The organism is Pantoea sp. SORGH_AS_0659 (assembly GCF_031453915.1).
Classification (GTDB): domain Bacteria; phylum Pseudomonadota; class Gammaproteobacteria; order Enterobacterales; family Enterobacteriaceae; genus Pantoea; species Pantoea leporis.
Map to the genome: position 1 here is coordinate 262938 of NZ_JAVJAK010000003.1, position 14285 is coordinate 277222.

The window sequence follows — 14285 nt, forward strand, 5'->3', positions numbered from 1 at the left end:
GCAACTATGCAACGTTATCAACGCCAGATGATGCTGGCGGAAATCGGCGAAGCCGGGCAGCAAAAGCTACTTAACGCGCGCGTGCTGGTGGCGGGCGCGGGCGGACTAGGCGCCACGCTCCTGCCGCAGCTGGTGGGCGCGGGCGTCGGCCATATTCGGCTGTATGACGACGATGTGGTGGCGCTGCATAACCTGCATCGGCAAACGCTGTTTACGCAGCAGGATATCGACCAGCCCAAAGTGCTGCGCGCGCAGCACGCCTTGCAGCAGCGCAATCCGCAGGTGCAAATCGAGGCGCTGCAGCAGTCGCTGAGCGCCAGCAATCTGCAGCAGGCGCTGGCGGGATGCGATCTGGTGATCGACGCCGCCGATAACTTTGCCGTCACCTACCAACTTTCCGATGCTTGCATGCAGGCGGGCATGCCGCTGATCAGCGCCTCGGTGCTGGGGCGGCAAGGTTACGTCGGCGGATTCTGTGGCGGCGCGCCGAGCTATCGCGCGCTGTTCCCGCGCTTGCCGTCATCGGCCGCGAACTGCAACACCGCAGGCGTGATGGGCCCGGCGGTGGCAACGCTCGGCGCGATGCAGGCGCAGATGGCGCTCAGCGTACTGCTGGAATTACAGCCTTCACCGCTCGGTTGTCTGGTGAACTGCGATTTTGTGAACTGGCACTTCCGCCAGTTCCGCTTTGATGATGCTGAAGAGCCGGAATATGCGGTGCCGTTTATCGACCTGCAAATGCTGGCCGCCGATGACTGTATTGTCGAACTGCGCAGCTGTGAAGAAGCGCCGGTCAGCGTGGCGGATGGCGTTGAGCGCATCTTGCCGCAGGCGATCGCCGCGTGGCAGCCGCCCGCCCAGCAGCGCATCGTGCTGGTGTGCGCCAGCGGCATCCGTGCCGCGCAAGCCGCCAGCGCCCTGGCGCAGCGCGGATTTCATCAGCTGGCGATTCTGGCGGCCAATCGCCCATGAATCACGACATTCTCTTCAACGATGTGAGCTTTAGCTGGGGCGATAAACCGCTATGTCAGCGGCTGAATCTGCACCTGCGCGGTGGCAAAACCACGGTAATGCTGGGACGCAGCGGCATCGGCAAAAGTACGTTGCTGCGGTTGGTGGCCGGTTTACTCCAGCCGCAGCAGGGCGCGGTGCAGGGCTTGAGCGGCAACGTGGCGTGGATGGGCCAGCAGGATCTGCTGTATCCGTGGCTGACGGTGCTCGACAACGTGATGCTGTCGGCGCGGCTCAGCGGCGACAAGCCGGATCGCCCGCGTGCGCTGGCGCTGCTCGAGCAGGTAAAACTCAGCGACGTTACGCATGCACCCCCGCATCAACTCTCCGGCGGCATGCGGCAACGCGTGGCGCTGGCACGCACGCTTTATGCGCAGCGCGACGTGGTGCTGATGGATGAACCCTTCGCCACGCTGGATGTGATGACCAAACTCAGTTTGCAAACGCTGACCGCCCGATTACTGCGGGGCAAAACTGTGCTGCTGGTGACGCACGATCCGCTGGAAGCGTGCCGCATGGCCGATGACATTCTGCTGCTGCAAGGCCAGCCGCTGGCTATCGAAAGCTGGCCGGTTGCTGGCGGTGACGCGCCGCGTCCGTTTGATCATCCCGACGTCCTGCAGGCGCAGGCGCAACTCTTCTCCCGACTGAATACCCATGAAAACAGTGTTTAGCGCGATCTACCTGATCGTGGTGCTGCTGTGCGGCTGGCTGCTGGCGCGTCACAGCGGCGTGCCGAGTTTCCTGCTGCCCGCGCCACAGGCGGTGCTGGAGGCGCTGTGGCTGCATCGTCAACTGCTGTGGCATCACGCGCTCTATACGCTGGCGGAAATTGTGCTGGCGCTGCTGTTGGGCGTCGGCGCGGGCGTGACGCTGGCGGTGCTGATGGCCGCCAGTTCGCTGCTGCGTCGCGTGCTGTTTCCGCTGGTCACCGCCAGCCAGGCAATCCCGGTGTTTGCCCTCGCGCCGCTGCTGGTGCTGTGGCTCGGCTTTGGCATCGCCTCAAAAGTGGTGGTAGCGGCTTTGATCCTGTTCTTCCCGCTGTGCTTGTCACTGTTTGATGGGCTGTGCCGTACGCCGGTCGGCTGGCTGGAGCTGGCGCAAACCTCCACTTCATCGCGTTTCTGCATCTTCTGGCGCGTGCGCTGGCCCGCCGCGTTACCGCAGTTTTTCTCCGGCCTGCAGATGGCGGTGGTGTTGGCCCCGATTGGCGTGGTGATTGGCGAATGGGTCGGCGCCAGCGAAGGGCTCGGCTATCTGATGATGCAATCCAACGCGCGACTGGAAACCGCCACCAGCTTCGCGGCGCTGCTGCTGTTACTGATTCTGGCGCTGCTGCTTTCGGGCAGCGTGGCGTTGATGCGCAAGAAAATCCTCTGGCAATCTACATAAGGAAATACCGTGAAAACCCTACGAATGGCATTGACCGCGTTGCTGCTGCTGGCGACCGCTAACGTGCAGGCGGCGGAGAAAGTTCGCCTGCTGCTTGACTGGTTTATCAACCCCAATCACGCGGCGATTTTTGCTGCCCAGCACAGCGGCGCGTTTAAGAAAGAGGGGCTGGATGTCGAGATGATCGCGCCCGCCGATTCGGCGTCCGTGCCGCTGCTGCTGGCGGCGGGCAAAGTCGATCTCGCCGTCAGCTACCAGCCGCAGCTCTACACGCTGGTGGATAAAGAGGTGCCGGTGATTCGCGTCGGCACGTTGATTAATCAGCCGCTGAATACGCTGACCACGGTGTCAGACGATATTCACTCGCTGAAGGATTTCGCTGGCAAAACCATCGGCTACGCGGTGCCGGGCACCGAAGACGTGGCGATCCGCAATATGCTAAAAGCGCAGGGCGTTGATGCCGACTCGGTGAAGCTTATCAACCTGAATATGGATGGCACCTCCGCGTTGCTAACGCACAAGATTGATGGCGCGATGACCATCTTTCGCAACTATGAGCTGCTGGATCTGAAAGACAAAGGCGCGCAGCCAACGGTGTTCAAGCCGGAAGATTACGGCGTGCCTGCTTATGATGAGTTGATCATCCTTGCAAACCAGAAAACTGCCGCGCAGGACAAACGCATTCCGGCGTTTTTACGTGCTATGGATGCCGGCGTGGCGTGGCTACGCGCTCACCCGCAGGAAGCGTGGCAGGCGTTTATCGAAAAATATCCCGAGCTGAATACGCCGCTCAATCACGAGGCGTGGCAGGCCACGCTGCCATATTTCGCCGCGCACAGTGCGGCGTTTGATCAGGCGCGCTATCAGGCGTTTGGTGAATATATGCAAGCTAATGGCGTGATTAAGGCTGTGGCGCCGATGGGGCGATATTCGTTGTAAGTTGGTGAGGTTTGCCCCTCACCCCAGCCTTCTCACGCGCGCGGGAGAAGGAGCCGGCCGCGCCCACCTAATTATTCCCTCTCACGCTTGCGGGAGAGGGTTAGGGTGAGGGGAAACCACGCACAATTTCCCTTGCACCCGCACTTATTTTTGATAATGATATTTATTCTCAACTATCAAGTGATGGACAACCTGATGCGTTTCCCCGCTCTTTCTCTGCTGCTTAGCCTGTTTTTCATCTGCACCCATGTTCACGCCAACGTAACCTGGCCGCGCACTATCGCTACACCGAAAGGCCCCTTCACACTGCAACAGCCGCCGCAGCGCATTGTTTCTACCAGCGTTACGCTGAGTGGCACTTTGCTGGCAATTAACGCGCCGCTGATTGGCTCCGGTGCCACCAGTCGCAATAGCAGCGTATCGGATGCGCAGGGCTTTTTTACGCAATGGAGCGCGGTGGCCAAAGCGCGTCAGGTTAAACCGCTCTATATTTCACAGCCGAATGCCGAAGCGATTGCCGCCGAAGCGCCGGATTTGATCGTGATTGCCGCCACCGGCGGCGATTCGGCGCTGAGCCTCTACGATCAGCTGCAAACCATCGCGCCGGTGTTAGTGATCGACTATGGCGATAAGAGCTGGCAGGCATTGACCCTGCAGCTGGGCGAGATTACCGGCCATGAAGCTGATGCCAATGAGGTGATCGCAGCATTCGACCAACGAGTCGAAGCAGTGCGTCACAAGATTACGCTGCCGCCGCAGCCGACCTCTGCGCTGGTCTATTACGAAGATGGACGCGGAATGAACTTGTGGACGCCAGCATCGGCGCAGGGCGCGCTATTACAGGATTTGGGCTTTACGCTGGCCGCGCCGCCTGCCAGTTTTCAGGGCAGCACCAGCATGGGTAAGCGCAATGACATTATTCAGCTGAATGGCGAAAACATGGCCGATGGCATCACCGGCAACACGCTATTGCTGTTCGCCGCTGATGAGAAAACCGTGCCGCAGGTGGCGAAGAATCCATTCCTCGCCCATCTGCCGGCGGTACAGCAGCACGACATCTTTGCCGTAGGTAACGATACTTTTCGTCTCGATTACTACAGCGCCAGCAATATGCTCAGCAGCATCGAGCGGCAGTTTACCCGTTAAGCCTCTGCGGTGGCGGGCTGCGGCGCGTCCGGTTGTTCACTGAGGCGCGCCGAGCGCAGGCCGCGCGCCGCCAGCGACAACAGCACCAGCAATCCCGCCGCCAATCCGCCAAACCACAGCACGCAGCTCAACGGTGCCAGCACACGTGCCAGCGCGCCTAAACCCAATGCACCGACCGAATCGCCGGTCACATCCTGCGCGGTGCCGAGGCTGTTGACGCGTCCCAGCAGCGCATCCGGCGTGTGGTGCTGCGTCAGCATAAACTGCAATAGCGAGGCGATGGCGTTGCTGTAGCCGTAACACACCAGCGCCAGCAGCGCGGGCATCAGATGACTGTAAAGACCGAGTGAGGCGATACAGGCAAATGCCAGTAGCGCACAACCCATCAGCACCCATCCCGGGCGCGTTAACTGCCGCACCCAGCCGCTGGTAAAGGCACCGATCATCGCACCCAGCGGCACCGCCGAGTACATCAATCCTAATGCGGATGCATCGGCGTGATAGGTGATCGCCAGCGCCGGGAACAGAATACGCACCGCGCCAACCATGCTGAGCAGCAAGCCAACCAGCACCACCGCGCCGACCACTTTATGCTGGCAGACAAACTGAATGCCGCTCGCCAGCGCGCGCAGCGGATGCTCCGGCTCCTGTTGTTCGGGCTTCATCGACGGTAAACGCACCAGCGGAATCAGCGTTGCTAGCGTACCAATCGCGGCGACCGCAAACGCCCAACCGACACCCGCCGCAACGATGATCATGCCGCCGAGCGCGGGCGACAAAATCGCGCCGAGGCGCACCGTTAGCATGCTGAGCGCACCGGCTTCCGCCAGATGTTCACGTCCGACGATCAGCGGAATCACAGCCATTAGCGCGGTCATGCCGAGCGCGCCAAAGAAGCCATCCCAGAAGGCGAGGAAGTAGAGCGCCAGCAACGAAGGTGCTGGGCTGAAGGCGTTGAGGCTGAGCAGCACAAAACCGATGCCACAAGTGCCGCGCGCGAACAGGATTAATTTGCGGCGATCGTAGCGATCGGCCAGCACGCCGCCGAGCAGCAGACCGATAAACATGCCGATGCCATCGAGCATTACCGCCACGCCAACCTGCAACGTGGAGCCGGTCATCGCCTGAATTTGCACCGGCACGCCAACCGCCAGCATGCCAAGGGCGAATACCGAGAGCATGCGCGCGCAGAATATCGCGCGGAAGGAGGCGTTGTTTTTGAGTAAACTGAAATCTAAGAATATCGAGGGCTTAGCCATAAATCTCCAACGGTGAATCACATTTGCATCACCCGTAGCGGCGCAATTTATTGCGCGTTTTTTGACAGAACACGATGAATCGCGTCGCTACGGTATGTGCCTTAATTAACGCCGAGCTAATAAACGGTTTATCAACGGTCCCAGCACCTGCAACGAATCTGCTGAAAGAATATCGGCGTGTTCGCAATCCAGCGGGAAGATCGTCAATTCATCAACGAACGGTGCCCAACTGGCGCGCACATCCATCTCCGGCGGCAGCGTTTTCTCGGCCATAAACAGCGTGGCGTGGCCGGAATAACGCGGCGTACGCGCTTCAGCCAGGCGTGCGACGGCGTCTTTGTAGTTCGCGACGATGGTGCTAAACATCGCCGCCTTCTCTTCACGCAGTAGCGGATCGCGCTCATCTTCGGTCGCAGCCATAAACTCGGCCTGCTCACGCGCCACTTCCTGTTCCGCTTCATCGGCATCCGGCGTGCGCCAGTCCTGACCTTCTGCCGGATAGGTATCCAGCAGGCCAAGAAATGACACCGTTTCACCCTGCGCCTGCAAACGTGCGGCAATGCCTTGCGCCAGCGTGCCGCCGAGTGAATAGCCGAGCAGGAAATACGGACCGCTCGGCTGCTGCTGGCGAATCGCCTGCAGATGACGTTCGCACATCGCCTCCACGCTGTGACAGGCAGCAATCACGCCGTTTGGCCGCGGCGATTGCAGGCCGACAATCGGGAAGTCGCCGTCGAGATAGTGCAGCAGGGCGCTGTACTGCCAGGCGAAGCCGGATGCCGGATGGATGCAGAACAGCGTCGGGCCGTGACCAGCGCGCAAAGGCAGCAGTTCGCCGTTGCCACCGCTTTCACTGTTGGCACCGCCGTCGAGCAGCGCCGCCAGCTTCTCCACGCTGCGCGCGGCGATGATCTGTCCGACGCTGAGCGGCGGCACCTCACGACGGCGCAGTTCCGCCGCCAGACGCATCGCCAGCAGCGAATGACCACCGAGCGCGAAGAAGTCGTCATCGGCAAACACGCTGTCGCAACCAAGCAGCTGCTGGAACAGATCCGCCAGCAAACGCTCGTTGGCGCTGTGCGGCAGGCGGCCGCTGCGCGCGCTGAGCTGCGGCATCGGCAGCGCTTTACGATCCAGCTTGCCGTTGGCGCTGAGCGGCAGATGGTCGAGCAGCAGATAGCTGACCGGCTGCATATGCGCCGGCAGACGTTCGCCCAGCTGCTGCTTCACCGCGTCGATATCCAGCACCACGCCCGTTTCGGCCACCAGCCAGCCGAGCAGCTGACGGTTATCGACGCCCGGCGTGGCGTGCTGCGTCAGCGCACGCGCTGCGACCACCGCCTGCGCCACGCCCGGCAGCGCCACTAACGCCTGTTCGATTTCGCCCGGCTCGATACGCTGTCCACGCATTTTTAGCTGATCGTCGCTGCGGCCGAGATACTCCACCGCGCCGTCGGCGCGCCAGCTGGCGATATCGCCGGTGCGATACATGCGCTCGCCTTCGGCAAACGGCGCGGCGACAAAGCGCTGTGACGTGAGATCAGCGCGATGCAAATAGCCATCGGCCAACTGCACGCCGCTGAGATAGAGATCGCCCGGCACGCCAACCGGCACCGGTCGCAGCAGGCTATCGAGAATGTGCAGCTGCGTGTTCCACACCGGACGGCCAATCGGCACGCCCGGTCCGTTGAGGCCATCCAGCGCGCTGCCGCTGGCCGGTTGCCAGGTGACATCGACGGCGGCTTCGGTTGGGCCATACAGATTGTGCAGCGGCGCCGCGATCGCTTCCTGATAGCTGCGCGCCAGGTCGCACGCCAGCGCTTCACCGCTGCAGAATACGCGGCGCAGCGTTGGGCAAGCTTGATCGGTTTGCGCGGCGAGATGGCCGACAAAGGCCGCTAACATCGAGGGCACGAAGTGCAGGGTGGTCACGCGATAATCCTCGATCAGCTGCCACAGCGCCTGCGGATCGCGATGCGCTTCCGGCGGTGCCATCATCAGCTGCGCACCGGTCATCAGCGGCCAGAAAAACTCCCACACCGATACATCAAAGCTGCACGGCGTCTTCTGCAATACCACGTCGTCGGCGCGTAGCGGGTAGCTGGCCTGCATCCAGCGCAGGCGGTTGACGATGGCGCGTTGGTTCACCACCACGCCTTTCGGTTTTCCGGTCGAGCCCGAGGTATAAAGCACGTAAGCCGGGCGATTGGCATCCGCCTGCGGCAAAGGGTGACGCGGCTGAATGTGTTCACCGGCTAAGCCATCAAACATCATCAGCGTGCCAAACGTGGCGAAGCGGGTTTCGAGTGCGGATTCGGTGATCAGCACCCACGGCCGCGCGTCTTCCACCATGTAAGCCAGACGTTCATCGGGATAACCGATATCCAGCGGCAAATACGCCGCGCCCGCCTGCAGGATGGCAGTGAGCGCGATGCTGAGACGCACCGAGCGCGGCAGCGCCACGGCGACGATATCGCCCGGCATCACGCCCGCTTCAATCAGGCGATCCGCCAGCAGCGCGGCCTGACGCTGCATGTCGCCGTAGCTCAGACGGTGGTCGACATCCATTAGCGCCAGCGCGTCCGGCGTGCGCGCCGCCTGCTGGGCAATCGCCTGCTGCAGGGTTTCATTCTCCAGCTGCACGCCGGTGTTATTCACCCAGGCGAGCAGCGATTGCTCGGCCAGCGTTTGCAATTTCCACTGCGTCAGCGGCAGATCCGGCGTGCTGACCAGCTGTTGCAGCAGCAATAACAGCCGCTCGGCCAGACGTTCCGGCTCGCTAACGCAGTCGCGATACTCCATCAGCAGCGTCAGCTGTTCGCCCGGCAGCACCAACAGCGTCAGCGGATAGTGCGTGTAACCGCGATTATGGATCGCTTCGCAGCGCACGGTGGCGTTGGCATCCAGCAGCGTTTGGTTGTCCGGATAGTTCTCCACCACCAGCAAGGTATCGAACAGCGTACCGGCGCCGACACATTGCTGAATCTCGGCGAGGCCGAGGCAATCCTGCTCAATCAGCTGGATTTGCTGCGCCTGATGATCGGCGAGCTGCGCCAGTAACGAACGTTGATGATCGAAGCGTACGCGCACCGGCAGCGTGTTGCTGAACAGGCCAACGTGCCGATCGATGCCGTCAATCTGACCAAAACGGCCAGAAACCGGCGCACCAAACACCACGTCTTGCTGGCCGCTGGCGACCGACAGCAGCAAGCCCCACAATCCCTGCATCACAGTGTTCAGGGTTAAACCGCGCGCCCGGCACAGCGCATAGAGTTCCCGCTCCAGCGTGGCATCCAGCGTAATGCGCTTTTCCTTAACCGCGCTGTCGGCGGCCTGCGGATAAAGCAGCGTCGGACGCACGTCTTTCAGGCAAGCTTGCCACTGCTGACGCGCTTCATGGCTGTCGCGCTGGCTGAGCTGGCGCACGATGTCGGCGTAGCTGCTGCTGTGCGCGGGCAAGGTTTGCTGGCGCAGCGCGCTAAGCAGATCGTTGAGGATCACCGGCGTTGACCAACCATCTACCACCAAGTGATGCGCGTTGAGCAGCAGCGTCCAGCGTGCGCCATCGCGATGGGCGATCAGCGAGGCGTGCAGCATGATCGGCTGGCTAAACAGATCCTGCGCCAGCGCCTGATGTTCCAACGCCTGAATGTCCTCTTCCTCGCCCAACTGAAGCAGCGTCAGCGGCCAATGCAATTCCCCTTCCGGTATCAGCTGCAGCGGTTGCAGGCTGAGTTCGGCGTCGAAGCGCGCTGCCAGCTGTGGATGACGCTGTAACACCGCGTCGAGCGCGGTTTGTACCGCTGCGGGGCTGATATCGCCGCTCAGCGTCAGGCGGGTTAACGAGTTATAGCTGCCTTGCTGCGCGGTGGTTTGCGCGTGGAACAGCAAACCTTTCTGCAGCGGCAACAGCGGCAGCGCATGGCTAAACGCACCGTGACGCGCATGCAGCTGTTGCAGCAGCGCGTCATCGACGCCTTCCAGCGCCACCTCGGCGGCCACCAGCGTGTGGGCGGCGTGCTGCGGTTGCTGTTGAGCCAGCGCGATCAGCGCCTGCGCGGCAGCCGCCATTGCCTGATGTAAATCGGCAATCGCTTCGGCGTTGAGCACGCCGTCCGCCCAGCTCCAGTTCAGCGCCAGCTGCGCCGCATGTGGCTGCTCCTCAACGAAGACGTTGAGTTCCAACGCGTGCTGCAGCGGCAGCGCGTCATCCTGCAATACCGCGAAAGTGTCACGGAACTGTTGCGCGGTGCGCTGTGGCGTCCAGTCACCGCTGCGTTGTGTGAAGCGCCCGAGGTAGTTAAACAGCACCTGCGGCGCGTGTTGTGCCGCCAGTTTTTCCAGCGTCACGCCGCGATGTGCATCGAGCCAGCGCAGCTGCCCGTAGCCAATACCGCGATCCGGCACCGCACGCAGTACCGCTTTCACCGCGCGTACGCACTCATTGAGCGGCGCATGTGGATTTTCTGGCAACGGCAGCAGCAGCGGGAATTCGGACGTCAGCCAGCCGACGGTGCGCGCCAGATCCTGCTGCGCATGCAGTTCAGCACGGCCATGCGATTCCAGCGTGACGCGCTGCTGTGCGCTGCCGTTGAGCTGGCGCAGAGCGAGGGTCAACAAGGTCAGCAGCAGCTCTTCGCTGGTGGCGCGATAGTGCTGCGGCAACGTGTTGAGCAGCGCGTGCGTGGTTGATGCATCCAGCAGCGTGCGTTGATGCTGTTGGCGATCGCCGGACTGAATCGCCCGTTGACCGACAAGCGGCAGCGGTTCCGCCAGCATCTGTTGCCAGAACGGTAACTCGCTGGCGCGCGCCGCAAGGTTCGCCAGCAGCGCGGCAGACCAGTCGTGCAGTGAGGTTTCCTCGGCGGGGATCACCAGCGGCGTGTCATTGAGCAGCGCGTCACCGGCCTGTTGCAGTTCTTCCAGCAATACGCGCCACGAGACGCCATCGACAATCAGATGATGCAGCGTTAACACCAGCCCACAGCTGGCGCCATCTTGCTGCAGCAGCGTGGCGTGCAGCAGCGCGCCTTTAGTCGGGTCGAGCGCCTCAGCATCTTCGCTAAACGCCCGTTCCGCTGCGCGGTCGCGGTCCTGCACCTCCAGCGCACGCACGCGGGCAGGGCGCGTCGTCAGCGCTTCGCCGACAATCAGCTGATCGCCGCGCGTAAAGGCGTTGAGCGCCGGATGCGCCTCCGCCAGCTGATCGATCAGTTGTTCCAACTGAACGAGCTGCAACTGCGGCGGCACCGACAGCAGCACGCCGTGAGCAAAGCGCGCATTGATGCCCGCCTGGGCGTTGAACCAGTGCAGAATCGGCAAGCCGCCAATCGCGCCCTGTTGCGCGACGCGCGCGCCGGTGTGGTGTTGTGCCAGCGGCTGCAAACCCCGCGCCATGCGTGCAGCGGTACGTTCGGCAAAGATTTCGCGTGGACGCAACAGATAGCCAGCGCGACGGGCGGCGGTGCTGAGCCCCATCGCTGAGATGCTGTCGCCGCCGAGCGCGAAGAAATCATCTTCCGCGCCAACGCTCTCCAGCCCCAGCAGGCTGCCAATCGCGTGGCAAATCAGCTGCTCCTGCGGCGTGCTGGCGGCGCGACTTTGACTTTGCTGCGCCTGTTGCGGCTTCGGCAACGCCTGACGATCAATCTTGCCGTTAACGTTGAGCGGCAATTCGTCCATCACCATCAGCACCGCAGGCACCATGTAATCCGGCAGCTGCGTGGCGAGCTGCGCCAGCAAACGGGCGTTGAGATCGGCATCGGCGCGCAGCGCATCATCCTGCACTGAGCAGTAACCAATCAGGCGATGCGTGGCGCCCATTACTTCGGCGATCACCACGGCGGTGCTGACTTCCGGCAGCGCCACCAGCGCATTTTCCACTTCACCAAGTTCGACGCGGAAACCGCGCACTTTAATCTGGTGATCGGTACGGCCAATAAACGCCAGCTGTCCATCCTGACGCCAGCGCATCAGGTCGCCGCTGCGATACATCACATCGCCGTCGCGGAAGGGGTTAGCGACAAAGCGTCCGCAGGTGAGATCGGGACGGCGCAGATAACCGCGCGCGATGCCGGTTCCGGCGATATACAGCTCGCCAGCAGAACTAATCGGCACCTGACGCAACTGGTTATCCAGCAAATAGACTTCGCTGTTGCCCACCGGACGACCAATCACCGGCTGCGGTGACGCCATGACGCTGGCACCGAGCGTATCGATGGTGTATTCCGATGGGCCGTAATAGTTGTGGATCTCCATCTGCTGCTGTTGCTGCATCAGCTTCCACAGCGTTGGCGTGGCCGCTTCACCGCCAATCATCACGAAAGTGGGACGATGGTTATCGGCTTCCAGCAGGCCGCTGTCGATCATCTGCGAGAAGAATGACGGCGTGATATCCAGTAAATCGACCGGCACCGCGTTCATCTGCTGAATCAGGCCCCAGGCATCGCGGCGCAGCTCTTCGTCGAAGATATTCAGCTCGCAGCCCATCAGCATACAGAACAGCGGTTCCCATGAGGAATCGAACGAGAAGGAAGCGGTGTGACCAGCGCGCATGCGGCGCGGGCTGCTGGCGCTGAAGCGCGCAATCGCCGGGCCAAACAGATGCTCGCGGTGCGACAGGAACAGATTGAGCAAACCTTGATGAGTGCTCATCACGCCTTTCGGGCGGCCGGTCGATCCTGAGGTGTAGATCATGTAGGCCAGATCGTCGCCGCACAGTTGGGTATCGGGTCGTGCGGTGGAAAGGGTGCTCAACGCAATCTGATCAATCAGCAGATTTGGCAGCTCCGGCATGTGCGCCAGCGTACTGGAGTGCGTCAGCAGCAGCTTCGGCAGCGCGTCATCGCACATCAGCGCCAGGCGTTCGCGCGGATAGTCGAGATCGAGCGGCATATAGGCCGCGCCGCTCGCCAGCACGCCGAACATCGCTACCAGCGAATCCACCGAGCGCGGAATGCCAATCGCCACCACGTCGTCTGCTTGTAAACCGCGCGCAATCAGCAGATGCGCCAGTTGCATCGCGCGATCGGCTAACTGGCGATAGCTCAGGCTGCGCGCGCCGCACACCACCGCAGTTTGCTCGCCGTATTGCTCAGCGGCTTGCAGCAGGATATCGACGATGGTGTGGGTATTGACGGGCGGCACGATGGTTGGCCCGGTCGACCAGCGTTGCAGATCGATCAGTTCCTGGGGCGCCAGCAGTGACAGCGCGCCGATTTGCGTGTTGGCATCCGCCGCAAATTGCGTGAGCACGTGGCTGATGCGCTCGGCGTGACGTTGTAGCGTTTTTGCCTCGTAGCGGCGCGGGTTTGCCACCAGCGTCAGCTGCAATGCGCCAGCGCGGAAGCCGACTTCAAACTCGAGATCGTCGACCGGGCCCATCGCCAGCGTGTGCGTTGGAGCTGCATGGCCATCGAACTGCAGATCGTCGTGGTAAACCTTGACGTTAATCACCGGGCCATACAGCGCCTGGCTGCTGCCGACCAGACCTAGATCGCGGCGCAGCTGTTCAGCTTCATAACGCTGATGACGGCGCGCTTTGCGGATTTCGCCTTGCACCTGCTGCACCAGCATCGGCAAGGTCATCTCATCGCTGACGCTGAAAATCAGCGGCAACACGTTGACCACCGGGCCGAGGGTAGAAATTGCCGCCGAACCCATGCGGCGCATAAACGGGAAGCCAATCGACAAACGTTGGCTGTTGCTGAAGCGTGCCAGATAGGCCACCAACAGCGCGCTGACGATATCGCCTTCGCTGCTGTCGGCGAGTGGATGCTGCTGACGCAGCGTGGTCAGTTGCGGCAGCGTTACCTGACAGCTGATCGGGCGATCGCCGGGATCGCTGACGTTTTCACTGGCAAGCGTCAGGGTTTCCGGCAAATCCGCTGCGTAATTTTGCCAGTGGCTGGCGGAGCGGGCAAAAGCCGGCGAATCCTGCCACTGCTGAATCTCTTCAATCACCGTGGTGAACGGGGTAAACGGCGAGGGCGCGGGCGCTTCGCCGGCGCAAAGGGCGGCGTAGATCGCTGCGACGCGTTGAGTCGTCGCTTCAAAGCTGAAGCCATCCACCAGCAAATGGTGATAGCGCTGATACCACAGCCAGCTGCCGTCGCCGATGCGCATCAGCGCGTGACGATAGAGCGGTTTGTCGCCGTCGGCGGGCAGATCGGCAGCGAGATCTGCCTGCATCAGTTTGTGCGCCTGGCTGCTGGCATCGCCGCGCTGGCTGAAATCGTGCCATTCCGGCGCGACCGGCGCTTGTGCACCAAACCACTGCGCCGGATTGCCCTGCTCATCCAGGCCGAAGCGCGCCTGCACGGTATCGGCTTCCGCCATTGCCTGCTGAATGGCGCTGTCCAGCGCCGCGCGATTGATGTCGCCGTGCAGCACGCTGTAGTGCGCCACGGTAAATTGATTGCGCTGCTGCGCAATGCTGTCAGCGATCCAGATGCCGGGCTGCGCCGCGACGAGTGGATAGGCTGGAGAATAGTTGTTTAGCGATGCCAAAGGACAATTCCTGTCGAGAAAAACAATTTA

The 14285-nt window shown here is 61.9% G+C and carries 7 protein-coding genes; 5 read left to right on the forward strand and 2 right to left on the reverse strand.

Going from position 1 to position 14285, the window contains the following annotated elements; genetic code table 11:
* Positions 1–6 precede the first annotated feature (6 nt).
* The 5 genes from Q3H59_RS22360 (at position 7) to fepB (ending at position 4488) form a co-directional block, all read left to right on the forward strand.
* On the forward strand, positions 7–972 hold the full coding sequence (locus Q3H59_RS22360) for a HesA/MoeB/ThiF family protein (protein ID WP_309837343.1): 966 nt from the start codon (positions 7–9) through the stop codon (positions 970–972).
* A complete protein-coding gene (locus Q3H59_RS22365) occupies positions 969–1685 on the forward strand; it encodes an ABC transporter ATP-binding protein (RefSeq protein WP_309837345.1) in 717 nt (238 codons plus the stop codon). Before Q3H59_RS22360 ends, Q3H59_RS22365 begins: the two co-directional genes overlap by 4 nt.
* Positions 1669–2403, forward strand: a complete 735-nt coding sequence (locus Q3H59_RS22370; protein WP_309837347.1) for an ABC transporter permease — start codon at positions 1669–1671, stop codon at positions 2401–2403. Before Q3H59_RS22365 ends, Q3H59_RS22370 begins: the two co-directional genes overlap by 17 nt.
* Before the next feature lie 9 nt (positions 2404–2412).
* A complete protein-coding gene (locus Q3H59_RS22375) occupies positions 2413–3342 on the forward strand; it encodes an ABC transporter substrate-binding protein (protein WP_309837349.1) in 930 nt (309 codons plus the stop codon).
* A 195-nt stretch (positions 3343–3537) separates the two neighbouring features.
* The gene (fepB, locus tag Q3H59_RS22380; protein ID WP_309837351.1) at positions 3538–4488 is read left to right on the forward strand and encodes a Fe2+-enterobactin ABC transporter substrate-binding protein; all 951 of its coding nucleotides are present in this window, start codon (positions 3538–3540) and stop codon (positions 4486–4488) included.
* On the opposite strand, the gene entS is transcribed toward fepB, so the two are convergent.
* Both entS and Q3H59_RS22390 read right to left on the reverse strand, forming a co-directional pair.
* On the reverse strand, positions 4485–5747 hold the full coding sequence (gene entS, locus Q3H59_RS22385; RefSeq protein ID WP_309837353.1) for an enterobactin transporter EntS: 1263 nt from the start codon (positions 5745–5747) through the stop codon (positions 4485–4487). The two genes, fepB and entS, sit on opposite strands and share 4 nt — an antisense overlap.
* Positions 5748–5852: 105 nt before the next feature.
* On the reverse strand, positions 5853–14255 hold the full coding sequence (locus tag Q3H59_RS22390; protein WP_309837355.1) for a non-ribosomal peptide synthetase: 8403 nt from the start codon (positions 14253–14255) through the stop codon (positions 5853–5855).
* Positions 14256–14285: the final 30 nt, after the last annotated feature.